The organism is Novosphingobium sp. HNCC26DJ243 (genome assembly GCF_057180545.1).
The window spans coordinates 1-24,066 of sequence record NZ_JBXUGN010000006.1 but is presented as its reverse complement, the minus strand read 5'-3'; the positions used below and the strand labels follow the sequence as shown (position 1 = coordinate 24,066).

20 protein-coding genes are annotated in these 24,066 nt (G+C 62.4%); 8 read left to right on the top strand and 12 right to left on the bottom strand.

Annotated features, from left to right (window positions below):
* Window positions 1–44 precede the first annotated feature (44 nt).
* From AC2A04_RS15275 to AC2A04_RS15260, 4 genes are all read right to left on the bottom strand, one after another.
* On the bottom strand, window positions 45–1,184 hold the full coding sequence (locus AC2A04_RS15275; protein WP_484213224.1) for a hypothetical protein: 1,140 nt from the start codon (window positions 1,182–1,184) through the stop codon (window positions 45–47).
* A 204-nt stretch (window positions 1,185–1,388) separates the two neighbouring features.
* Window positions 1,389–7,235, bottom strand: coding sequence for a DEAD/DEAH box helicase (locus tag AC2A04_RS15270; RefSeq protein ID WP_484213223.1), 5,847 nt, complete (start codon window positions 7,233–7,235; stop codon window positions 1,389–1,391).
* Window positions 7,236–7,268: 33 nt separating this feature from the next.
* Entirely contained in the window at window positions 7,269–9,305 is a 2,037-nt protein-coding gene (locus AC2A04_RS15265) for a hypothetical protein (RefSeq protein WP_484213222.1), read from the bottom strand.
* Complete coding sequence (locus AC2A04_RS15260; protein WP_484213221.1) at window positions 9,302–11,800, bottom strand: hypothetical protein; 2,499 nt, start codon at window positions 11,798–11,800, stop codon at window positions 9,302–9,304. The genes AC2A04_RS15265 and AC2A04_RS15260 overlap by 4 nt, the downstream gene beginning before the upstream one ends.
* A 215-nt stretch (window positions 11,801–12,015) precedes the next feature.
* Here AC2A04_RS15260 and AC2A04_RS15255 point away from each other — a divergent pair, with 215 nt between their 5' ends.
* The 4 genes from AC2A04_RS15255 (at window position 12,016) to AC2A04_RS15240 (ending at window position 15,344) form a co-directional block, all read left to right on the top strand.
* Entirely contained in the window at window positions 12,016–12,435 is a 420-nt protein-coding gene (locus AC2A04_RS15255; RefSeq protein ID WP_484213220.1) for a very short patch repair endonuclease, read from the top strand.
* Complete coding sequence (locus AC2A04_RS15250; RefSeq protein WP_484213219.1) at window positions 12,435–13,622, top strand: DNA cytosine methyltransferase; 1,188 nt, start codon at window positions 12,435–12,437, stop codon at window positions 13,620–13,622. The genes AC2A04_RS15255 and AC2A04_RS15250 overlap by 1 nt, the downstream gene beginning before the upstream one ends.
* Window positions 13,622–14,248, top strand: coding sequence for an Eco29kI family restriction endonuclease (locus AC2A04_RS15245; RefSeq protein WP_484213218.1), 627 nt, complete (start codon window positions 13,622–13,624; stop codon window positions 14,246–14,248). Before AC2A04_RS15250 ends, AC2A04_RS15245 begins: the two co-directional genes overlap by 1 nt.
* 160 nt (window positions 14,249–14,408) lie before the next feature.
* On the top strand, window positions 14,409–15,344 hold the full coding sequence (locus tag AC2A04_RS15240; protein ID WP_484213217.1) for an HNH endonuclease: 936 nt from the start codon (window positions 14,409–14,411) through the stop codon (window positions 15,342–15,344).
* Here the strand turns inward: AC2A04_RS15240 and AC2A04_RS15235 are convergent.
* The 5 genes from AC2A04_RS15235 to AC2A04_RS15215 are packed head-to-tail and all read right to left on the bottom strand — an operon-like array spanning window position 15,258 to window position 18,098.
* Window positions 15,258–15,791, bottom strand: a complete 534-nt coding sequence (locus AC2A04_RS15235) for an Nmad2 family putative nucleotide modification protein (RefSeq protein ID WP_484213418.1) — start codon at window positions 15,789–15,791, stop codon at window positions 15,258–15,260. The two genes, AC2A04_RS15240 and AC2A04_RS15235, sit on opposite strands and share 87 nt — an antisense overlap.
* A 38-nt stretch (window positions 15,792–15,829) precedes the next feature.
* Window positions 15,830–16,561 (bottom strand): Nmad3 family putative nucleotide modification protein, encoded by a 732-nt coding sequence (locus AC2A04_RS15230; protein WP_484213216.1) that lies wholly within the window; start codon window positions 16,559–16,561, stop codon window positions 15,830–15,832.
* Between the two features lie 11 nt (window positions 16,562–16,572).
* A complete protein-coding gene (locus tag AC2A04_RS15225; protein WP_484213215.1) occupies window positions 16,573–17,319 on the bottom strand; it encodes a hypothetical protein in 747 nt (248 codons plus the stop codon).
* The gene (locus tag AC2A04_RS15220) at window positions 17,306–17,788 is read right to left on the bottom strand and encodes a hypothetical protein (RefSeq protein ID WP_484213214.1); all 483 of its coding nucleotides are present in this window, start codon (window positions 17,786–17,788) and stop codon (window positions 17,306–17,308) included. Before AC2A04_RS15220 ends, AC2A04_RS15225 begins: the two co-directional genes overlap by 14 nt.
* A gap of 55 nt (window positions 17,789–17,843) precedes the next feature.
* The gene (locus tag AC2A04_RS15215; RefSeq protein WP_484213417.1) at window positions 17,844–18,098 is read right to left on the bottom strand and encodes a DUF5818 domain-containing protein; all 255 of its coding nucleotides are present in this window, start codon (window positions 18,096–18,098) and stop codon (window positions 17,844–17,846) included.
* A 120-nt stretch (window positions 18,099–18,218) separates the two neighbouring features.
* Between AC2A04_RS15215 and AC2A04_RS15210 the strand changes: the two genes are divergently transcribed.
* On the top strand, window positions 18,219–18,425 hold the full coding sequence (locus AC2A04_RS15210; RefSeq protein WP_484213213.1) for a helix-turn-helix domain-containing protein: 207 nt from the start codon (window positions 18,219–18,221) through the stop codon (window positions 18,423–18,425).
* Window positions 18,426–18,460: 35 nt separating this feature from the next.
* On the opposite strand, the gene AC2A04_RS15205 is transcribed toward AC2A04_RS15210, so the two are convergent.
* From AC2A04_RS15205 to AC2A04_RS15195, 3 genes are all read right to left on the bottom strand, one after another.
* Window positions 18,461–18,829: a DUF5681 domain-containing protein gene (locus tag AC2A04_RS15205; protein ID WP_484213212.1), complete on the bottom strand. Its 369-nt coding sequence runs from the start codon at window positions 18,827–18,829 to the stop codon at window positions 18,461–18,463.
* A complete protein-coding gene (locus AC2A04_RS15200; protein WP_484213211.1) occupies window positions 18,822–20,174 on the bottom strand; it encodes a site-specific DNA-methyltransferase in 1,353 nt (450 codons plus the stop codon). The genes AC2A04_RS15205 and AC2A04_RS15200 overlap by 8 nt, the downstream gene beginning before the upstream one ends.
* A 79-nt stretch (window positions 20,175–20,253) precedes the next feature.
* Window positions 20,254–20,847, bottom strand: coding sequence for a hypothetical protein (locus AC2A04_RS15195; RefSeq protein ID WP_484213210.1), 594 nt, complete (start codon window positions 20,845–20,847; stop codon window positions 20,254–20,256).
* A 282-nt stretch (window positions 20,848–21,129) separates the two neighbouring features.
* Between AC2A04_RS15195 and AC2A04_RS15190 the strand changes: the two genes are divergently transcribed.
* The 3 genes from AC2A04_RS15190 to AC2A04_RS15180 all read left to right on the top strand — a co-directional run bounded on the left by AC2A04_RS15190 (window position 21,130) and on the right by AC2A04_RS15180 (window position 23,486).
* On the top strand, window positions 21,130–21,597 hold the full coding sequence (locus tag AC2A04_RS15190) for a hypothetical protein (RefSeq protein ID WP_484213209.1): 468 nt from the start codon (window positions 21,130–21,132) through the stop codon (window positions 21,595–21,597).
* Window positions 21,594–22,139, top strand: a complete 546-nt coding sequence (locus AC2A04_RS15185) for an SANT/Myb-like DNA-binding domain-containing protein (protein ID WP_484213208.1) — start codon at window positions 21,594–21,596, stop codon at window positions 22,137–22,139. Before AC2A04_RS15190 ends, AC2A04_RS15185 begins: the two co-directional genes overlap by 4 nt.
* A 201-nt stretch (window positions 22,140–22,340) precedes the next feature.
* Window positions 22,341–23,486 (top strand): hypothetical protein, encoded by a 1,146-nt coding sequence (locus AC2A04_RS15180; RefSeq protein WP_484213207.1) that lies wholly within the window; start codon window positions 22,341–22,343, stop codon window positions 23,484–23,486.
* Window positions 23,487–24,066: the final 580 nt, after the last annotated feature.

Here is a 24,066-nt window from a genome sequence, read left to right as displayed (position 1 = left end):
TCAGAACGCGGATTTTGGAACTCGCGTGGATGATACGTGAGGCGCTACATTGTATCGCCGACATCGTTTCTCACTCTTGCCAGCAATGCCGCCGTGATCAGGTCGAGCCAGCGGCATATCTGGACGTCGTCAACTGGGTTCGAGGTCTCATGGTCGTCGAAACTGCAAGCTTCCGCTTCGATACCAGAATAGGACTGATGCATAACCAGCGATAGCATCGGATAGGCATGATTGTGATAGATGGGGCCGAGGGGCGACAGTCGCGCCTTTTCTGCCGCATTCTCGAAAAGCCCCGGGAAATTTGAAAGTGGTTTCCAGTCCACGGAGTTACTGCCGTTGCCGAGTTCGGCGCGGCGGTTTGCCGCCAATGCTTGCATGCGCAGGCCGAAAAATTGTGGGGAAAGCCAGTCCAGATAGAAATTGAGAAAAGCTTCATAGGCCATCCTGACAATGGCCAAAGCGTGTTCGCGCCGGTTCGCTTGGATGAGGTTCAAGACGCTATCGAGCGCGCGCTCGTGTCGCGCGACGACCGCGTGAAGTGTTTGGTGATAATGGATCGGCGCAATCCTGGTTGGCTCTTCATGGAAAGCCTTGATGCTCGCGCGCGAAAGGCTGCAAAGTCGCATCATGCGCGTGAGCGCCCCGGGAAGATCCGACAACTCATCGCCGATTATGGATTGATAAGCCTTTATCACTGGCGGCACCAAGCGAGCCATTCCAATATATTGACCGCGCTTCTCCATCCAGATCGCAGCTTCGGTGCTGGGTATCGGCTTTGGCCGTATGATCCGGCAAGGGACAAACTCGATGTTAAGCTGCCGGTATGCGGCGAGCGTGACCTCATCATCGGGGCAGATATAACCGCCGCCGTCAGGCGCGTGCGGACTCCAATGTAAATCCAGGGGATCCCGAAATCCACAGCGTATTCTCTCAGCTGCGCACGGCACCATGTCTGCGTCAAAGTTCGAGACATGCTCGACCGCACCGAACGCATCGCGCAGAAAAAAGCCAGGAATGATCGAGGTGGCGGGCATCCGTGTCAGCGCCGTCTTGATTTCGCCTCGGTTGAGAGCGGCGTAGGTCCGCACTATCCTTGGGTCGGTCTTCGAGGCGGGGTCAATCTGGATTTGATCAGCCGGGACCTCGAAGGTCGCCGGAATTCTTGAATGTTCAATGCGTGCCATTTTGCCATTGTAGACTGCACGCCGGTCGGTACAAAGTACCATGGTCAGGTGCGTCACGTTCAGACAACCATCGTCATCCGCAAAAACACGGGAAGCGAGATCATGTGAACGTATGCCGGTTTGGATGGATCAATATCTGTCGCTTAACGAGGACTTTGTCGGCGAAAGAACATCAGCACTGGACGGAAGTGTAGCACAGCATACTCATTCCAAAAGGCGCGTGATCGCGACGAACGGGCGACGTGAAAGCTCGAAACTGTCAATCCAGCGCGCGGACGCGCCGAACGAGGCGTTAGCACAATCGACCAACGGTGGATTCGAAGCTGCACCATGACGCCATAGGGGATGGCGCACGGCGATTACTCGCAGCCCGCCAATGTGTTTGATCGCGATCGCGGGCACCGCTTCACCTGTAATCAAGTCAATATTCGCACTGCTTCGCGCAACCCGAGTGAGTGCCTCGGTGGCTACCTCACGCCAATCGGACAGCTCCGGGGCTGAGAAATCGCCATCACCGCCGATCATAGCCGCCGGGTCGAGAAAGGCCCGCGCATAGGAAAGGCCAAGTCGCCAGTCGAGCAGTCCGTGATAGTTGCGATTGCCATAGCGCTGCAGGCATTCGTAGCAGGCCTGATCACATGTCTGCCTGTGCCGTCCGTTGAGAAAATCCCGCATCGGCCATGCGTTCTGATTGCCGACGATGTCACGCAGCAAGTCAAGTGCCCACGGTGCCTCCGTTGGCAACGAGAGGTGCCTCGATAGGCCGGAGCCATTGACCAAAGTGTCGGCGATCTGGATCACAGGCCAGTCGCGATCTCCCAGCCGCGTGACGCGCGGCGGAAGGATTTCGAACTCACCGGGGTCGACGTCCAACTCCAGCGCAGCGCGGTCGACTAACATGAAGGCCATCGTCAGCGCCGCCGCGCGAATGGCCGTGATCTCGCCATCACCCGCGACCGAGGCGACATCTAGCGCGCGATTCATCGATGTGGGCGTCAGGAACAGGCTGTCGGTGATCTTGCGAGACGCCAACCACATCTCACCCGGGCGGTTGTCGGGCATCCAGGCGCCTCTCAACTCGGCGGCGTGGTCATCACTTATGATCTGCCGCGCCATCTGAAAGCGAGGCTGGCCGGGCCGCCAGAACTTTTGATTGCCGGCCGACAGATCGAACCCGCCGTTGAACATGTCGTCCCCCGATCCGCCAGGGTTCAATCGGATGACGCTGGCCGATCGCTCCAACGCGAGCGCGACGTTGCTGTTCCGAACCACCGTTGGCGTGACAGGCGACGCTTCCGCGCAAACGATGCGGGCGCGAACGATGCGGATGTCCTCCTCGCCAATTTTGGCAGGATTGAAGTCGGTGCGGAACGCTGCAGGCGTGACGCAGTGGTGGAAGCTGTCAACTGGGATCGTCGCGGCGCATGACGCGCACGCCGTCGCGGATGGATCATCACGCCGGGTCCAACCACCGCAGGAGTCGCAGCGACCGATCCACCATTCCTCTGAGATGGGGGACCGCTCCTCTTGCTTGGGAAGTACCCAATTTCCCCATTTTTGAGGGTCTGGCAGGGTCGAGGTGATGCCCACGGCGCGGTGAAGACGCTTGTCCCGCACGAGGGACGCGCCGGGCGCGAACTCATAAATCGCCAGATCAGCGTCTCGATCAGTGGTGTCCCAGGTGTAGCTGTCGGCCTTGATCCGTTCGAGGCCGAGGTAGAGAGGACGCACCCGGGTCGGCATGCCATACATCGGCAAGAGCCCCCCCTCCGCCAAGGCCTGCGCGACGCCGATGTCATAACGGGACTCGTTGTCCATGACCGTTGTGACCGCCGCCATCACCGTCTCGACTGACAATGACTGGCGCACCTGCTCGCGCAACCCTGCCTCGAAGGTCGTCAGAGTGACGGCGATCGCGTCATCGCGTGTAGCCGTCGTCGCGCGCAACGCCGCCTCAAGGCGAGCGGGCCAGGGCGAATCCTGGTCCTTGTAGAGCGCGGACGAGACGAACTCGCCATGAATGTCAGGCGGGTTCAGATCATAGCCTGGATAATTCGCGCCGAACTCGAGCCGCATGTTCTTGAAAGCCGCCTGGAGCCAAGCCTTGCGGATCACCCGCAGCGGTATGTCCTCATAGCCCGTGGCGAGGAAGGGCGGCGGCGGCGGGTCGCCCGTGATGCGATCGGGGTGTCGAAAATAATGCAGATCGTGGCTGCGGCTTCGGCAGACGGTCAAGGCGAGCGAGAAGGCTTGGCCACGACGTCCGGCGCGACCGACCCGCTGCTGATAGTTGAACCGCTGCGGCGGCATGTTCGCTTGATAGACCGCCTGCAACGGACCGATGTCGATGCCGACCTCCATCGTGGTCGTCACGCTCAACAGATCGATCTCCTTGCCCAGGCGCGGAAGCTCGCCACTTGGGTCCGCGCCGTCCTCGACGAGGATCCCGCGGAATCTACGAAGGCGTTCAGCGCCGTCGCGCGTCTGCCCGGTCAATTCCTCGCTGCGCAACCGGAATGGCGCGGTCGCGGAGTTGCCCGCTCGCGCGATGCGATGCGCGAGGAAGTTCCGCCGCCAAAGCTCTTCGACGATGCCGGCGCGGGCTTCTTCGAGGGGTGTGAAGCAACGGGTGCAGACGCCCTGCCCGCGATGGAGGTGGACACGGTCGCACTGACGGCATCGCCAGAACGGATCCTCCGCGCGCGTCAAGCGCACGCCGAGGTTGAACAGTTCTATGAGACCGCCATCATGCCCAAGCGTGCGCAACCGACCGAGGATATCGTCGATCACGCGATTGGGATTGTTCGCGTCCACAAGAGCGGCGAAGCGAGCGACGCGATTGTTCGGCGGAACATCGCCAGCGTTCGCCCACAGCTTGATCTCGTCCGGATCGACGTAGCGCGAAGCCGCGACCCGATAGGCATCGGCGAAGACGCGAAGCGCCGCGTCCATCCGGTCGCGCTCATCGGTGCGCTCACCATCAGGGTAAAGCGTGGGATAGCCGAGCCCGGCCTCCTCGAACGAGAAATAGGTCTTGTTGAACAGGGTGTCGTAGATCGCCTCCTCCTGCTCATCGACGATCTCGCGTCGCTCCGCCGCGACACCCTCTTGTAGGCGGGGGTCGCTTGGACGCGCCCAATCGATCGTTTCCCCATTTTTGCGGAACAGGTTCCACCACGGCTTATCGTCGGTGACGGTGGCATCACTCGGGTGCGTGCCCAATCGCACCATGGCCGCGATCAAGGGCGCCATCGGAACGGCCTGACCCGGCTGCGTGCTTTGATAACTCGCGTCGCGCGGATCCTGGCCGATAAGACTGAGCCGGGCCACAGCCTCACCACGCTGATCAGCCTCAGCCACCTCGCGCTCGAGCCGGTCCGCGTCCGCCCAACGGCGTTCCGCGATGGCCTCAGCCAATTGGGCCTGTAGCGCCTCCAACTCGGCGGCGCGATAGGAGCGGTCGACCCGCTCGCGCAGCAGGCGCACCGTCATGTCTCGAATGAGCGCGCGGTGATGGTTCGCCTCCAGTTCGACCGCCGATCGAGCGGCGTCCTGCCGGCTGTCGGAGAAGACGATCGCCTTGGGTGATTGCAAGCCGCCGGCGTGTAGGAGCTCGAACAGCTCACTGGCGAGAAGCTGTGACGTCTTCGCGAAACCGGTTCGGAAATTGCGGATCGGGCTGGAGCGGCCCTGCCGTCTCAGCAGATATGAGGTTCCACAGCAGGGGCAGGCGACAGGAGAGGCCGAACCCCGGTCCGAAGGCCCGCGATCACGCGCGTCCTTGTCGGTCGGGTTGGCGCTTCTTCGATAGAGCAAACCGGAAATATCGGTGTCGGCCGCATCGCCATTCGGTGGCAACACGCGCGCTCCGAACGGATCGAGTCGCGCCGCGACCCAAGCTGGCTGGCTGCGATCCTTGCGGCCACTCACCTCGGGTGGCTCCGCCCGATTGCGCGTCGTCGGCCAGAAAATCGCGTAATCGTCGTAGCTCAAATCCTCGAACTCGGTGCCCGCCGCCGCGAAGGGTAGCGCCTCAAGTTTCTGCGTCGTCGGCAACAGCTCGATCGGCCTCATGGGGTCCGTGTTGGACCGCATCCCGCCGACCATCAGCTCGCCGCAGGCCTCGCAGTAGAGAATCTCAACCATGCGGCGTGCGAGTGAGTCCGATGAGGTCGTATCAGCGCGGGCGAGACCCGAACCCCGTTCGATCGACAGACCGTCAAATCGGGGCTGACCAGATTCCGTCCCCTCCAACGCGGCGAACAAGCCCTCGAGCGCGCGAAAGAAGATGTGCACACGGAAAGACGGCGTGGATTGATGAACACGCGGACCATCACGCGCCAAGATCGGAAGCGCGTCGCCCAATCCACGGGCGAACAACAGGCCGCGCACGGCCAGCGGGTCCTCCCCGCCAAATATCGCTCGTCCCAACTCATCAAGCCCCCGCGCCCTCAGCCCGCTGGCGTCGCGCGTCGCCGCCACCAATCGCGCCGCCGCCGCCTCGGCCAACGCGCAGATCTTTTCCGCAACCGTCGCCCGCGTGATGTCCGGATTAATCACCGCCAAGGCGAGAGTCACTGGACCGTCAAGGCGCTCCAGAGTTGGCGCTGAGAGCACGGCCCCTTCGCGACCGTCCAGAGCGGCGAGGATGAGTTCGCGAAATGGCGCGGGGTCGATCGTCGATGTGAGCGCGGCGGGGGTCACGGCTCGGCCCTGCACAACGCACGATCGCCAGAAGTCGGGATCCCTGGCGCCGTCGCCGCCGGCGGCGAAGGTCCCAAGCTCTCCAAAAAAGTCCCATAGGTAGCGCAACGAAGCTGCGGCCTGCTCACCAGTGACGGGCAGCGACGCGCTCGACGCGAGGACGCGCAATTTGTGTCGTCGACCCGGATGGTCGAGACCGAGCCGGTTCACGAGCATCCGCAGCAAGCCGGCGACCTCGCTTCCGGATGAGCCTCGGACGAGATGCAGCTCGTCGATGACAAGGTAGAAATAGGCGTCGGGATCGTCGCGCAGCCAATCACGGGTCTGATCGAGGATCGGTTCCTCCACCTCGCGCGCGAGCATCGCGTTCAACATCGACGAGTTGGTGACCAGTACGTCGGGGGGTGTCGCCTGCATGTCCCAGCGTGTGTTGAGCTCAGCCCCGTCGACCGATGGGAAGAGGAACCGCGTCTCCTCGACGAAATCCTCCTCACGGCGCGCGGCGAGCCCACGATCATAATCGACGGCGAGTCGCTGACTCTCGGCGAGATCGCGCAGATGCTCCCGCGTCCGCTCCACCGCCCGATCCCGCTTTTCGCGTGTCTTCTTGTCGTTGCGGACGGGATGAGTCTCGAAGCCCGTCGGCGGCGTCGCGCTGTTGTAGCGGCCGAAGAAGACGCGATTCCCTTTGAACCGCTCGTCACATACGGCGCGCGCCGCCTCCGAATCGAGTGCCTTGCGCAACCGGGTGAGCTGGTCCTCAACCAGCGCGTTCATCGGATAGAGGATTAGCGCTCGCACCGCCTTTGGCCGATCTGGGTGCTCGCGCGAACGCGCCGGCCGGAAATCGTCGTCACCAGTCCACCAGTCCTCATGGCCAAGCTCAGACATTGGCGCGGGCCAATGGACCGCTTCCTCGGAGATTCGGGCCAAGATCGGAAGCAGGAAAGCCTCAGTCTTTCCTGAGCCTGTGCCGGAGGTGACGATGCCCGGCATGCCGGGCTGAACGCCACGCTCAAGCATCTCGAACTGATGGAGGTAGGGGTGATGCTCCGGCACGCGACGAGGTTCGGCGCCGCTCGCTCTCACCTCGCCATCGAACAGTCCGGACGCAACGAGTTCGACGAACGCCAATCGACCCGCTCGCGAAAAATGCGACAGCGCTCCCGGCGCATCTATGACCGTCTCAAGGGGGTGCTGGGTAGCCTCATATCGCAGCACGGGCTCGATGAAGGGCTCGGCGCACATCCTTCCGGCGGTCGCGAGGAGTTCGCGCCGCGCCTGGGCGACGTCCGCCCTGCGAATTTTAAACGCCGTGTCGAGGTACGACACGAAGTAGTCGCGCATGCGTTCGAAGGAGCCGATTGGATCCAACATCGGTCAGTCACCCCCCTTGAGCATCTTCTCGGCGGCCGCGCTGATGACCCGCGCGATCATCATCGTCTCGTCCGGCTTGGACGCCCCAGATTTTGTCCAGCCCAGATAGGCGCGGAATTCCGTGCGAATCCGGTCAACGTCCTCCGTGTTGAAGGTTCGAGCGGCAGACACGGTGAGCGCCGCTACCCGGTCGGCGATCCCATTCATTCGCAATGGCCGCGCGAAAAGCTCGAGTGGCAACTCTCGCGTCGGCTCTTGTGGCGTCTCAAGCTCCGACATCACTGTATCCTCGAAGCTCATTGGGAAAAGCTCACCGGCTCGGACCAAACTAAGCCCCAGCGATGAGGGTTGACCTTCGACCAACGCGATCAGGAATAGATTGGCTGGCAAGCCATGGTCGGAGGGCCGTCGCATGGCCCGCGCCGCCTGCGGCAACCAATATCCTCCGGCCGCGACGTCGACATCGTCGAGGAGTGCGATAACGACCCGATCGGCTGCGGCATTGGCGCTGGCGATCGCGCTCGCCAGCGGCGCGGCGACGCCACGAGGCCCAGTGGGCAAGAGATCATCGAACCCCAGGAGCGTTGGGTCGGAAACCCGGGCCACAATTTTTAGCGGTGCGAAACTCGCCAACCAGCTTTCGATTGCTTCACGCGCGCGCGCGCCGAGGCCGACCACCAACTCACGTCCGCGCACCGCTGCATCCATCAGCAGGAAGCGAGGCACGCCGTCATTACGGATCGGCGACGCCTTCATGAGCGCGCTTCCGAACCTGGCCTCGTCGATCGGTTCGAACGCGGCGGCGGGTGGGATCTCGAAGGCCGTTGCCAGCGGCTCGCCCGCACTGCCGCCGTTTTCATTCAGGCCGAGTTTGGCGAGCCACTCCGCCGCGTATGCCGCCGGTTCCTTTTTCGCGCGGGCGATTAACGCCTCTAGAGATCTCGTGAACACAGCGGTCTCACTGCGTTGCCGTTTCCGAATGTCCTCGATTATCGCCTCGCCGCTTGCGATCTCGGCGCGTATCGTCTCGAGCGTGGTCTGATCGCGGGACAGATCATCGCGCATTTGAGCTTGCTCGGCCGCAAGACGCTCGCGCGCCTCGACTTCAAGGCGTTCAGCGGACTCGAGTGCTTGCGCCTCAAGATCACGCAGCATTGCCGCCTTCTCCGTCTCCATCGCACTAGCGATCGCCGGGGAGGCGAGCAGTGCCTCGACCAATTCATCGACGGCGACCGTTAGATCCTCAGCGTTCTCGGTAAGAGCCATGATGCGATCGAGGGCGGCGCGCACTTCCACCGACCGAAGAGCGGACAATGACTCTAGGGCGGGCGCCAATTCTCGCAATGCCGTCGCGGCCGTCGCGGCGCGCGCCTTATTGGGTGCATGCGGCAGCCATTTCCGCAAGTCGCTAGCGATCTGTTCCGCCAGTGCTCCGGGAGCTCGCCAATTTCGGATATCTGATCCGTGGCCCGAATGGAGAACGGGCAGCACCCAGCGGCCGTCCGGTGTCGAGCAACCGGCGATCTCCTCCAGCGTCCCTTCCAGCACCCGCATGTGGCCGAGCGCCCGTCCGTTGGTCAGGCGCGCGCGATCGTCCGCGCCCCGCTCGAACTCGGGGGCGAGAATCCATCGATCCTCGGCTTCCGGAAATAGAACTCCTCCAATTGAGGATTTAGGCTCAAAACCATCGACAGTTGCCAGTATGCGCAGCGCCTCGCTGGGACGCGGCTCAAGCTCCGTCAAGAACTGGGTCGCCGGCTTCACCTGAATCGTAATGTAGGCATCCTTGCCTTCCTCAGATCCACTTTGCCGTTCGTTGGGTCGCACTTGAAACGTCCATAGACTTCCAGCGGGCGCGAAGCGGAGATCGGCAGCGAGCGAGAATACGAGCCCGGCGTGAGGGAACCAAGCCTTGTCAACCACCCCGGTCCAGCAACGACCATCAAGAGAATAAAGAAGCGGCTTGAGCCTCGCGAAATTGTGCTGCGCGTACTCGACCTCGCCGAGAATGTGGCATTTCAATACGTCGATCACGATCATTCCCCCCCGCGCGTCGCGCGAATCACATCCCAGAGCGGTCGCACACGCGGGCCCTTCGATGTCGCCACTGCGACCGAGCGCCATTGGCGCGCGCGTGGCGTCGTCAAAACGATATCGCTCCTCGCCGCTCGACCGAAGAGCGAAGGCGCGATCCGCGCCAATTCTCTATCCGCGACAACGTCCCGCGCGTAACCGTAGCCACCTCCCGGCATCGGCCCGGCGGCGACGCCAAGCGTCAGGCGCAGCCAACGTGCGACATGCGCAGGCAACCTGGCGCTCGCTGCGGCCCATCGCTCCGCCTCCACGCTGAAGGGCCGAGATCCAATCGCGTTGTAGGCGTCGAGAATCGCATCGTCCCGATGCCGCCAAATTGTTTCGCCTGCTGCGTGTCGCACCGCCCAGGCCGGCGCAACATTGGCCTGATCGGAATCGAGAAACGCGAGTGGCGCATGGTCGCCCGCTAATGGAATGGCGCGGCGCGACATTCGGCTTTCGATGGCCGTCAGTGGTGCCGCGATATGTAAGGAAGTAACCGCCGACAGGTTCGATCGGGCGAATCCAACGGAAGTCTCGACCTCGCTCCCGATTTCCAACAGCGGAGCGAAGTCCTGACACATTACCACGGGCGTCGGCGGTGACCAGATCCCAATGCCGGCCCGCATTTCCATATTGAGGCCGTGATGGCCGACGGCCGCCTCCAAGCGGGCGATCCACGTCTCGCTCAGGCAGCCCTCGAACATCATCGCCCAGCCGGTAGGCGTTCGAGCTATCGCGCCGCGCGGCGGTTTCGAAAGCAGCACACGGCCACGCCATCCTCTAACGTCGAGCACGCGAACCACGCCGGCATCGCGAAGGGATTGTATGACGTCCCACGGGTTGACGCCGTAGTCGCCAATCGCCGTTCGCACGATCTCGCTGAACCCTCCCAACGGCAGTGGAGCCGTCCGAATGGCGAGAAATTCAAGGAGGTCGATCAGCGCTGGCGTCGGCGCCACGCCCCCCGGCACGGCGAGCGAACGGGTTGGGTCAGAAGGCTCCGCCATCGTCGGCCAGGCTGACGCCGGTTCAGGATCGGAATCGTACAGCCTATCGGGAATGGTCTCACGAAACGTCGGAGCCAGGATCGATCGCCGGAGGCGCAGACCGCGTTCGAAGGGCGCGCCTCCCGAGCGCGGCTCCGCCACGATCCGGACCTCCCCAGTCAAGGGCGCTCGCGGTGTCACGCGCCAAGATCGTTGGTCGATCCTCTCCAGAGACAATTGATCGGCGAGTTCACCCGTCACGGTCACCGACGCCACATGACCGGTGGCCTCGATCAAAAACGGTAAAGCGGGGCGCGCCAATATGCCTCCATCGACCCGCGTGCAGTCCGTCACGCCCACATCGATCAGGCGGTCTCGATCCACAGCTGGCGCGCGATCGCCGAAGACGCCCGCGACATCAAAAGTGAGGCCCCATCCCTCGGCACCGACGACACGCGAACAATTCAGCGTCTGATAGCGTCCGGAGAACGCCCTCTTCCGGATAAGCGCGGCGATCGGAGACCTCCCGCGCACTTCACCGAGCCAACGCAATCGGCCCCATTCGCCTTCGATCAAGGGAATCACATGCGATTTGGTCGCCACAGCGATGAGGGCACCAGGAAGCGTCCGGGAACGAAGGGCTTCCTCGAATTCGATGGCTCGCTCTTGCCGCGCGTCAATGATCTGAAAAATACCCCATTCATCCGCCACGATCTCGATTCCGGGGCTGTCCAACTCCGTGCGAAGGGTCTGGGTCGCGAGCTTCCACCCGGACCAAAATCGATGATCGCCAAGAGATCGTTCGGCCGCGAGCCAGGCATCTCGAAAGCTGTTGTAGGCTTCCTCGAAGGTCGGCGAGAATCGCCGCCGCGCAATGAGGGGAGCTAGCCACGCCAACACCGCGCGCGGCGCATCCAAGTCGAAGCGTTCGCCGCTGAGCTCATGCAACAGGCGACGCGCATCGTTTCGCGACGGGAAGGTGAGCTCGATGGCGTGCCCAATTTGCGTCCGAAATCTGGGATCGGGCAAGATCAAAGGTCGCGTCGGAGTGCGTTCCGCGCGTTTGCGCGTGAGGATCGCCAATCGCGCCCACAGGCGCGGCAGGGCCTCGCAATTGATGATGCGATCGTCCCATCCCATGATGTCGCGTATCCGTGCCCGGTAATCGTTGTCGTCGCTATCGGCGGCCTCGCTCGCGGCGAGACAACAAAGGACAAGCAACGGCAACAGGGCATCGCCCGGATTTTCCGATCCCACGAGCCAACGCTGCACGTTCAGGCGGCTTGGGAACGCGCTCAAGAACGCTTGCTTCGCCTCCGCATCCGAGAGCGTCAGGCCCCGTTTAGCGCAGGCGCGAGCAAACAGGGCATCGTCGACGTGAATGATGGATACGGGTCTACCGTCTCCGTCCTCATCGTCGAATAGCTCCGCCCAAAGGCAGTCCTTCCATGTGGCTAATGAGACAATGGCCAAGCACTTCCCCGTATGCCAGCCGCCCTGCGGCCCATTCCTTTGATCATCGCGACGACAATAGGTAGTCTACAAGCAAAATGATCGAAGGAAACAGTACGAAAGTCGAGCGCATTATCATGGTGGACACTCATCAACGAGTCCGCGTGGAAAGGAGATCAGGCGCTAAGGCGCAGGCCAATCTATCATGGGACCACACGAGTGGATTATAGATTTAAATGACCGACACCCTCTCCCCCGACGCCCGCGCTGAGCGCATGAGCCGAGTGCGTGGACGCAACACTGGGCCGGAGATGGTGTTTCGCCGCATGCTTCATGGCATGGGCTACCGCTATCGGCTGCATGCGAAGGAGCTGCCCGGGCGGCCGGACATCGTGTTCCGCAAGCGCCGTATCGCGATCTTCGTCCACGGCTGCTTCTGGCACCGCCATCCAGACCCCGCCTGTCGCCTCGCCCGGCTGCCCAAGAGCCGACTGGACTTCTGGCTCCCCAAGCTCGAGGGTAACCGGGCGCGCGATCTCGCCAATGTGGAGAAGCTTGAGGCCACTGGATGGCGGGTCTTGATTGTGTGGGAGTGCGAATTAGGAAATAAGGAACAATTGAGAAACACGCTGCAACGATTCATCGAGGGGCATTAGTGAAGACCATCGAACTTTTCGCCGGCGCCGGAGGGCTGGGACTGGGCGTGGGACGCGCCGGTTTCACCGCCGTGGACGTCGTCGAATGGAATCGGTGGTGTTGCGATACCCTGCGCGAAAACCGCGCGCGCGGCGCGGAAATCATTCGCCATTGGCCGGCCCCGCGCGAAGGCGACGTGCGTGGTTTCTCCTTCCAGGATTTCGAGGACAAGGTCGACCTCGTCGCCGGGGGGCCGCCATGTCAGCCGTTTTCGCTAGGCGGTCGCCATAAGGCTCAACACGATCATCGCGACATGTGGTCCGAAGCCGTGCGCGTGGTGCGCGAGACGCGGCCCCAAGCCTTCATCTTCGAGAACGTGAAGGGCCTGACGCGGGCGACCTTCCAGACCTATTTCACCTATATCTTCCTTCAGCTCTCCTACCCCGAGATCATCTTGCGCGACGGCGAGAGCTGGGTCGATCACCGCGCTCGGCTTGAACGTCACCACACATCGGGCAGCCGTTCTGGGCTGTGCTATCAGGTGTTGCCGCCCGAGGTGTTGAACGCCGCTGATTACGGCGTGCCGCAGAAGCGTGAGCGGGTGTTCTTCGTCGGCTTCCGTGTCGATCTCGGCGCCAACTGGTCCTTTCCACTGCCGACCCATTCACGCGAGGCGCTGCTTTGGGATCAGTATCGCGACGGTGCCTACTGGGACCGTCATGGCGTCGCCAAGCGCGAGCGACTGCTCGACGAGAAGGGCCTGTCGGCGGCCAGGCGGCTGCGCGAACAACCCGACACCCTGCCCTGGCGCACCACGCGCGACGCGCTGTTCGGCTTGCCGGAGCCTACATTTCAGGGCCGAGGATCGGCCAATTTCGCCGATCATCGTTTTCAGCCGGGAGCCCGTTCCTATCCAGGCCACACGGGCAGCCCGCTCGATGAGCCGGCCAAGACGCTCAAGGCCGGTGTCCACGGCGTACCAGGCGGCGAGAACATGCTGCGCCGGCCCGACGGCTCCGTGCGCTACTTCACGATCCGGGAAAGCGCGCGGCTCCAGACCTTCCCCGATGATTTCGTGTTTCATGGCGCTTGGTCCGAAACCATGCGCCAACTCGGCAACGCCGTACCGGTGAAACTCGCCGAAGTGATCGCGCGGAGCGTGCGAGAGGAATTGGATGTCGTTCAGGCGCGGTGTGGCCGCGCCTGATGACCGACGTCTACAATCCACTCGACAAGATAAATCTCGGCAAATCAGTCGCCGATGCATTGCTCGCCCAGCCGGTTCACGCCTTGGGTGATATCCCGCAGTTCGAAGGCGCGGGCATCTACGTCATCTATTATCGAGGGTCGTTCCCCGCCTATCAGCCGATCACGCGGGCCAATGCGGATGAAGCACGGTGGCCGATCTATATCGGCAAGGCCATTCCCTCGGGTGGGCGTAAGGGCGCGAGCCTGACCGCCAGCGCGCGCGGCAAGGCGCTGTATAACCGTTTGGCCGAACATCGCGACAGCATTCGCGACGTCGAGAGGGGATCGGGTACACTGGCGGTCGCTGACTTTCAGGCTCGTTATCTGACCGTTGATGATATCTGGATCCCGCTCGGCGAAAGCCTGCTCATCGCGCGGTTCCGTCCGATCTGGAACCGCGAACTCGACGGCTTCGGCAATCACGACCCCGGCAGCGGACGATACAACGGCCTTCGCCCGCTCTGGGATCACCTGCATCCCGGCCGGCAATGGGCGACGCGCTGCGCCATGCGGACCGAAACCATCGCCGACATCGAACAGAAGCTCGCGGATTACCTGATCGCGCACCCCCTCAAGGACGAATAGGGCGAACGCGCGATGGCCAAGGCGGTGTTCACGACCAAGGTGTCGCCGGTCTACGACGACCTTCCCGAACACCGGTATCATTTCCCCAAGACCTACCTCTGGCAAGCCCGAACACCGGTATCATTTCCCCAAGACCTACCTCTGGCAAGTGGAGCAATCGGTGGGCGACTGGATCGTCTACTATGAGCCTCGCCGTTCAACCGGTGATCTGTCGAGCACAGGCGGACGCCAGGTCTACTTCGCGACGGCTCGCGTGGATCGGATCATCCCGGACCCGGTCCGTGCCGACCACTATTACGCCGAGGTCTCGAACTTTCTGCCGTTCACGCGGCCGGTGCCGTTTCGCGAGGGCGGCAACACCTATGAAAGCGGGCTCGAAAAACCGGACGGTTCCACCAACAAGGGCGCGTTCGGTCGGGCAGTGCGCAACATGCCCGACGGCGAATACGACCTTATCTGGCGCTCCGGCTTCGGCCACGTCATCGGGCTCGATCGGCGTCCACGCCCCGAACCCGATGTTCCAGAGGAGCCCTGGCATCCGGCGAACAAGGTCGCGGAGGAGCGCGTTCCTTTTCAGTTCGATGTTCCGGAAGAAGTCGACCGCCGGATCGTCGAGCAGCTGATTTCCAGGCCCTTTCGCGATCGCGCGTTCACGGCGGCGGTGAAGAGTGCCTATAACGACACCTGTGCGATGACTGGCCTCAAGATCATCAACGGCGGTGGGCGATCCGAGGTACAGGCGGCGCACATTCGCCCGGTCGAGCATCGTGGTCCCGACAGCGTGCGCAACGGCATCGCCTTGTCGGGAACCGTGCACTGGATGTTCGATCGCGGCCTCATCTCGATCGACGACGGCTATGGCCTCTTGGTCGCCCAGGATCGGCTGCCCGATACCGCGACGCGGCTGCTCAATCCGGATGGCAAGCTCCGTCTACCCGATCGACCCGATCTACTGCCCCATCCCAAATTCCTCGAATATCACAGGCGCGAAGTCTTCAAGGGCTGCGCGTCAGCATCTTGGAGCACATCCACTCGATGCTCTCCTCGTGTCGGTAGGATGCCTGGGCCGACCGAGAATACCCGGCGGCGAACATGAGCGAAGCCATGCGGACAATGTGGCCAAATCGCCTTCGCGAGTGCCATTCACCCGGTGGCCCTGTCCTCCGGCGGCGAGATGGATCAGAGCCTCCGGCAATAGCCGTGGCTCATCTCCGAAATACCAGGTCGCCTGTTCGTCGAAGACAAGCACAGGCCCCGACAGGTCCTTTCGGATCTCGTTTGCGCCTGGGTGATAGTCGGGTCGGAGGCGCTTGAAAGTGCCGTCGGCCTTCTGGCGGTAAACAGCATCCGACCTGCCGCGGAATTCGCGTTCGTACTCAACAGTCTCAAGCTTTCTCTCGATACGCCCGGCCCATGCCACGAGGCCCCGTTCAAAGGGGCGCGGATAGAAGCCCATCACCCAATCACCGGGCATCGCGCTGGACCGGATCTTGGGTTTGCAAGTCGCCAGCGTTAGACGGCCACGATCGCTGCACGGCGCCATCCCGGTATCGGTTTGCAGGATGTACCGGAATATCCGCGTCATCCCTCGATGACCCTGATGATTTCCTCCAGCCAACGGCGCGGTTCCTCGTGCTCGCCGATGTCCGCGACGAATTCCTGCCCGCGCGACACAATCTCCAGACGGTTTCCCGCTTGCCACTGGTCGGCGCGACCATGATAGCTGAGCCCGGTTTGGGCCAGCCAGGCGGGAACATCCCACAGCCGCAGCGGCCCGCCCACAGTGGTAAGACGCAGGCGCGAGTCGGCACTGCCGGCGAGTCTGCCGGGCCCAGCATAAAGGCAATTGTTCGCGTTCCACTCGCCAACGGTATGGGGATGCGGGCGGGGCGCTTTCGCCACCTGCGGGTGCCCGAAACTCAGATTCGCCCCCTCGATCACGCTGTCGACGCGCATATAGCCATACAAACGGTGATGCCGTTCGCGGCCTCCATTCTCCGAGAACAACCCGAAAAACAGGAAAACGTCGCCAGGCCCAACGCCTTGGCGTCGCAGGTGCGACTGGGCGGCGCCGCATTGCCCGAACAGGCAACCACCATCGAAGAACATGGGGTCCTCGTGACACAGGTGGTCCGCGCCGATCCGGCCCCGGGTGATCCGGGCCACCGTTTTGCCAAGGCCGAGATCACTGTAGCAGGTGGACGAGCGCCGTTTCGTCGGGATGGGCAGGGAAACGGGCCGACCATCGATGATGGGCGAAGGCGCGCCACCCGAGCCGGTATCAAAGCCCTTGCGGCTGAAGACGATGCGCATGCCCTTGCCTTTCACCCGGTCCCGAGGGGGATTTTCCAGTAGTCGAGTACGCGCGCCACCTCTTCCCTGGGATAGTATTCACCGGCCGTCGCGAATTCTTCCCGGATTGTGGCAAGTCTCCTCGTCGCCTGTCTCTCGATGTCTGGCGTCAGATCGACCACCCCCAGCGGTGTGCGGGCGCCGGGCTCGCGCGGCCAGCTTTCCGGATACGCCGACCAGTCTTGCCACTGGTCCAGCGCCGCGTTGACCGATGCCATCGTCTGATGATCGCACTGCCAGCGATAGAGATTGCGGGCGCAGATCCGCAGCATCGCCTTTATCTCGGGCATGGTGTCGGTGAACGCCTTGAGCGGCGTCGGAAGCAGAACCATGTTGCCGACGCACGAATAAAAGCGATGGTCGGATACGACGGCATTGGCTGTCTGGTAGGTCGCGTCATCGACGCCCCAAATATGGCAGCATGACCAGTTGGGGCGGTTTGCCTGCCTGAGCCCGAGCGCCAGCGTTAGCGCCTTGTTGGCGTAGACGTTGCCCTCGGTCTTGTGGACCATCACTCCCGTCGTCCGGTTCCGGTTCATCTGTGGCGCGGTCCAGCCGCCCTTGTAGAAGTGGCGGCGGCGCGCATGCTCGGGATACCATACCGGGAGGAGCCTGAAGGTCTCGGGCGATACCCAGCGTGCGGTGCGCTCGATAAGGCGCGCGATTTCGGCCACGCCGATTTCGAGGCGCAGCGCGTCAAGGCCGTCAACCGCGGTCATCGAGATCATCTCCCGCGACCCAGTTCGCTGTGACCGGCCGGGGATCAAGGGCGAAGTTGTTTTCCCACTCAGCAAAGATCTCGGCGACCTGATCGACCCGGAAATAGCGCAGATGCGCGGTCCTGGGGCTTCGGTCCCTACGCGCTTGGCTATCGGCGACCTCGCGCGGAATGAGGAACAGCCGACGTGTCCCTGCTTCCAGTATTACCGCGCACAACCACTCGAACTCGTCGTGGCAATTGTAATCCAGGTAGGCCGCGCCGCGCTTCCATGTGCGCGACTTCACCGAAACGCGCTGGGGCGGGCCATCGACCGGCTGGGCGATCACGTCATAGTGCGGCCAATTGTCCGGTACCTTGAGTGCAGGTACCCCGGCCAGGGTCAGTTCAGCAGCGACGAGCATCTCGCAGGCATCGCCCATCTGCTTCGAGGTGAACTTGCGCGGCGGGGATAAGGTCGGCGTGATCATGATCCAGTAATATATGGGCGATCGGCGAAGAACAATTCGCCGTCATGATGTTCGTTCAGCCAAACAGCCGCCTTACCCAACTACTTGCGGAAACTGGGCGCCGCGCGCCGGTCCACATCGTTTGTACGTCGAGAAGGTCGAACTCGGCACGCGTTCCTTCAACGGTAACCTGGCAGCCGAGCATTCGCCGGGCCTTGCGCCAGGACAAGACATCGAGCGCCCAAACGCCACCGCCATCGACATGCAGCTCGAATCCGCGCCTGCCGGTCAGGAGTATTCCGGTGATAGTGTGGCGGGTGCCATGGGGCATTTGATCGACCATTTGCATACGATAAGTGACTTCGTGAAGCCGGACGAGTGCCGGCAAGTCAAGCGGAATGTCACTGATCGTCTGTAGACGGATCGGCTGCATCGGCGTGTTTCTCTGGCGATGGATGATGTTCGCCAGCGCCTCGCCGGAAATCTGCGCAAACTGCGCACTGCCAAGGGCTTGAGCCAGGAGGCTTTTGCCGATCTGGCGGGTATCCACCGGACCTATGTGAGCGATCTGGAGAGAGGCGCCCGCAATCCGACCATCACTGTCGTGGAGAAGCTGGCGCAGGGGCTCGGCGTGACCGCGAGTGAACTACTCGCCTGAGGTCCGGGAGACCACGGCCCGGGCAGCCTGTCGCTTCAATATTCGTCGTCCAGTCGCTTCGCGGCGGCCACGACCTGGTTGAGGAACTCCTGATCATCGCGGTCCAGCCGCATGGTGACAGCCTCGGGCGGGAAACGGGTCATCATCTCCATGAAAAGCTTGAAGTTCTTCTCGTTGCCGCTCGCCGCCTTGTTGATGATCTGACTCAACACCACTTCCAGCTTCGCCATCGTCCGCTTGCGACCATTCTCGGTGACGGTCACGTTTTCCCGCAGCAGCCGGTGAAAAATCTGGCCGGGCCCCTCCTGCGGGCGCTTCTTGCCTGCCGGGTTGCCTGACCTGCCCTTCTGAAAGCGCGTGTGCTTGGGCGGCCTGCCATAACCCACCTCATAATCGTCATCCATGGTAGGCCTCCATCTCAGCGGCCCGCGCCTCCGCGAGTTCGGAGAAGGTGAGGCCGGTGTCCACATGGATGGCATCCTGCCCGCTTTGCCGCTGGAAGCGGCGGATCGCGGTATCGGCATGCACAGGGTCAAGTTCCATGCCGTAAGCGCGCCTGCCGACCCGCTCGGCGGCGATGATCGTGGTGCCCGAACCGAGAAAGGGATCGAGCACGAAATCACCGCGCGCGGTCACGTCGAGGATGGCGTCGGCGATCATCCGCACCGGCTTCACCGTCGGGTGAAGGCGAAGCAGGTCGCCCTCATCCGAGTGACGAAAGCCACCGATCCCCGGGTACTCCCAGACATTGCTGCGGTTGCGCCCGTTGCGACCCAGTTCAACGTTGTTGCGATGCCGCTCGCGGCCCGATTTCCAGACGAAGATCATCTCGTGCTGCGAGCGGTAGAGCGAACCCATCGCAGGGCGGTCCTTGGCCCACACGCAGACATTCTTGAGTTCGCTGAACACCGCGTCGCCCGCGGTCTGCATCTCGCCCAGGTGGCGCCAATCCATGAAAATGTAGTGCAGCGAGCCTGACCGGCTGTGGTGGACGATGTTTTCGAACGCTCGCTGGAGGAACGCCGTGAACCCGGTCTTGTCCATTTCACCAGAAGCCATCGGAAATTCGGCGTGCCGGACCTCGCCGAGACCGGAGACGTGACCATTGATCTTTACATTGTACGGAAAGTCGCTGCAAGTCATCGCCGCCTTCTTGCCCGCCATCAGCTTGGTCCAGTTTGCCTCATCGAGCGCGTCACCGCACAGGATACGGTGATTGCCAAGCTGCCAGAGATCGCCGACCTCGTTGACTGCGGGGCCTGACACGTCATCAATCACGGCATCGTCGGGGTCATCATCCGGCAGCGATTCAACGCCTTCGATGCGCAGATCGATCTCGCCCATGGAAAAACCGGTCGCCTCGATGTCGAATTCAAGCTCGACCTCGGCCAGAAGCCTGAGGTTCTCGGCAAGCAGCGCGTCATCCCAGCTCGACATGTCGGTGAGCCGGTTGTCGGCAATCATCAGGGCACGCTTCTGGTGCTCATCGAGATGCTCGACGCGCACGACGGGGACTTCGGCAAGGCCGACCCGCTTCGCCGCCTCGACACGCGCGTCGCCTGCGATCAGCACGTTGTTCTCGTCGGCGATGACCGGCGCGACAAAACCGAAAGCATCGATCGACTTGGCCAATGCCTTGATCTGGCGAGCGCCGTGGAGCCGGGGATTGTGCTTCGCCGCCACGAGGGCGGAAGGCGCGACATATTCGATGCGCAGCCTGATATTCGAGAAACGTTGATCGTACCGCATCGCGGTCACTCCTTTAAATGTAAATTATCACTTATAAGGCTATAGTTGGACTTCCTTGCTTACCGGAAATGATCGCGGGCTACCTGCGACCCGGCTTGATGTCAGGGGCTTCGAGTGCCCAGGCGACCCATTGGAGCATGAGCCGTTTGAGCGGAATCAGCCGACGCGGCGCTTCGCTGCCGAACCGCTCCACGGGTTCGAGCATGGGCAGCGCGTCATCGGCTTCTTGCGCACCGACGAAATCGATCTGCCCCCATTTTTCGCCGCGCCGATCATGCAGGCGGACGAACACTTCGTCCGCAATCAGTGGCTTGATCCGCCCCCGGCTTTTGACCCAGTCCGCGACAAGCGCGGCATCGGGCAACGCCAGCCAATTCTCGGCGTACAGGCGGTGCATCGCCTCGCGCTGGCCGACGAGCACCGCCGCGATGTCCTTGGGCCTGAAGCCGAGATCCAGAGCCGTGACCGCCAGTCCGAGTTCAATCAGATCGGTGAAACCGTAGCGGATACGCTTGCCGGGACCGCTAGCCTGGGTGGTCGATGCCCCTGGTATATCGAGGAGGCGAAGATAGCGGATCTGATCCCGGAAATGCTGGTCGGGTTCGTGCCCATAACGAACCGCCCAGAGCATCTGGCCAAGGGTGAGATCGAGGTCGGGCAAATGGTGAGGCATGGGCAAAACCTATAGAGTGATTTTTTACACTTATATATACCACATTGCTTCCGGTCAATCACCCGTTCGCGGAAGCCCCAGTCGGGCGCAGGGCTAGCCATTCCGTAAAATCCAGGCGTTATTCAAGGCATAAGAAGCCCAACGGCCGGGCTGGGCAGAAAAGACCACATGCTTCTCACAAGAGCGCAAATACGCGGACTGCAAGGGCGAGACACGCTCGTCGGACGCATCCAACGGACCGGTTGCACCATTGCCGGCACGCCCGTTTGGACCGCCGATGAGTTGGAGGCACTTCGCCTGCTTTACCCCGACAAGCAGGCGCTGACGGCGGCATTGCCTCGCCGCACTGCGGGTGCAATTTCTCATAAGGCTCGGACAATCGGACTGGTGCCGCCTTTGCGGATTTGGACCGACGGCGACGCCGCGCAACTACGACGCCCTTACGTGACAGGCGTGCCTGTGATCACGCTCACCGAGATGTTCCCGGGCAAGTCGAAAAGGCAGATCTGGGGCAAGGCCTGCGCGATGGGATATCGTCGTCCTCGGCGCGCGCCGAAGTCGACCGGCATGCCGTTGGTTGATAGCATTCGCGCCCGGGCCTTCGACCTTCGCATCACCATGACAGAGCTCGACTCGTACGTGGCACGCAAGCGCTATTTTGTAAGCCCGCGGCACATGGACTGGACCGCGCTCCAGCGCGCGATGACGCTGTTGGGCGGGACGCCTATCGTGCAGTGGCGGGAGCCATGAGCAAGCCTTTGGGCGCCTTGGTAGCCACCGACCGTCGCGGGCAGACGGCGAGTTGGACCGCCGACGAGGACGAGCGACTGCGAAGCCTGTATCCCCGTTACGACCTGTTGCAGTCGGCTTTGCCGCACCGCTCGCTTGCCGCGCTCAAGCACCGCGCGCGCCACCTCGACATCGTGCACCGTCGCCACATTTGGACAAATCTCGAGGTCAGGCGTTTGCGCGAGGCCTTCGAAAACCATGTTCCGGACAAGGAACTCGAAGCGCTCTTTCCGGGAATTCGGCTAAGCCAGATCAAGGCAAAGGCCGGGCACATCAAGGCACCCCATCGTCGCGCGCAACGGGCAATCTTCAAGGTTCAGGCGCTGGACGCCATTCGCCACCGCGCCAAGGCTAGCGGCCTTTCGTATGTCGAACTCGACCGGCAGGCGAAAACCGGTAAATTCTATCAGAAATGCCGACGCCAGCCGATGCTCAGGCCGATCGCGCGGGCGGCCGCGCTACTCCAAGGAGACGTGCATATCGAGTGGCATGATCTCGACTAGTTTGTGTCCGCTGAGCTGATTGAAATCCTGAAAGCACAGGCAGAAAACGAATGGCGGGCTCGGATTCTTTAAGCCGATTGGGATTGGAGCCGCGAGCAGACACACGCAGCGAGCCGGAGGCGGGCGTTGAATTACTGGTACCACAGAAACGACATTATGGTTCTGCCCGATGACCTCATCGCGTTCGCTTGGTCCGCTCCCATGCGCGATCTCGCCGCTCAGGTTGGCCTGAGCGATGTCGGCCTGAAAAAACTGCTGAAGGGATTTGGGGTGGTTACCCCGCCTCAGGGGCACTGGAACCGGGTCCATGCGGGCAGGAAAGTTCTCGCTCCTCCTAAGGCGCCTCACCGACGCCCCGGCGAGACCGGCAGAATACTGATCGATTCCCGCTTCGCCCCATTCATCGCGCAGGCGGCGCCCATTTCTGCCAGCGGCCCCTTTGCGACTCCTGATGTTCCCGAGGACCTGGAGGAATTGCGCGCGAAAGAACTAAAGGCCCTCGGCCGGGTGGCCGTGCCGCGCACTCTCGAGAGCTATCACCCGGGGCTCAAAGACATCCTTCAGAAAGAGGAACGTCGCCGTCAGAAGGCGACGAACAGTTCCTGGCACTGGGATGAGCCGAGGTTCGATAATCCGCTGGATCAACGGCGACTGAAGCTGTTCAACGCTATTCTGCTGGCCCTGGCGAAGCGCGGCCATGGCGGAGACGTAAGCGCGACCGACACGGAAATCAGCGCGCGGGCCTGGATAGGATCCACAGCACTGGGCCTTTCGCTAGAGATCGTCGGCAAACACCGCACCATTGTCAGCCGTGGATATCGCCGCCCGGATCCCGCCCTGCCCGCGAGCACGCCTTTAGTCCTCAGTGTGAAGCCCGGCTTTGATCGAGAGGTGGGTGACACCTGGCGAGATGAGGACGGCAATAGGCTGGAAAGTAGGATCGCGGAGATCGCGGCGGCACTCATCGTCGCGGGAGAAGCCAAATTCAGGAAGCGCCTTCGCGAAGACGAGGAACGCGCGGAGCAGGAGCGCATAGAGCGGGAACAGAAGGAGGCCGAGGCGCGCCGCGAGCGCGAGAGGCGTCGTCTCGAGCGGATCCGCGAACTGAACGAACAGCGCGTGACCGATCTCCGGAAAAGTGGAGAACTTCTGCGGGCCGCGCGGGATCTACGCGCTCTGGTGGCGGAAGTGCGGGAAGCCATGAGCGATCGCGTCGATGTGGAACCCGAGACGCTGGAGGCATGGGCGAGTTGGGCGTTGCGGGAAGCGGACGCGCTTGATCCTATTCTGTCAGGTCAGGTGCTGAAGCACCTCCGGCCACCTGAGCTGCCAGCGCCAGAAGATTGATTACAGCCGGGTGCAAAGCGGATGGTCGCCCGAGTGACGCCGAAATTCCCTGCTTCGGGTTTTGCATTCCCTGCTCGCCACAACAGGGAATTTGGTCTCGCACGCCCGTGATTCCGGGCGTCTCACGACCGCAGGATCGGGTCGGATAAGCGGATTCGCCCGGATTTCCCTGCAAAATACCCTGCTGGCAGGGAACTCGGCACCGCAGACCCGTTCGCTCAGGACTGCGTCGCGCACCAGACAGTCCTACAAGATAATAGATTTTCGCCTTCGGGCACCCCCTTCGCATGGAGGAGCGCAGTTCAGCGCGCTTCTGGCTATGTGATAACCGGTAGTGAAGACGGAGACGGACTGGCTCAGGTGGCGGCCGGTGCAACAATGCGGCCAATTCTCCGTCGACCGGAAGCCGTCTTCACCTGACTTTGCTGTGGAATTGCGCGCTAGCGTGAGAATCCGAAGAGGCGTTCCTGCTCAGCCCAGTCGACCGGAAGCTCGGCTGCGAGCAAGGCTCCTCGGTCCAGTGTTTTCGGCTGCGTCCCGTTAGCGATAGCTTCAACGATCTTCGGGCTCAGCCACGAGA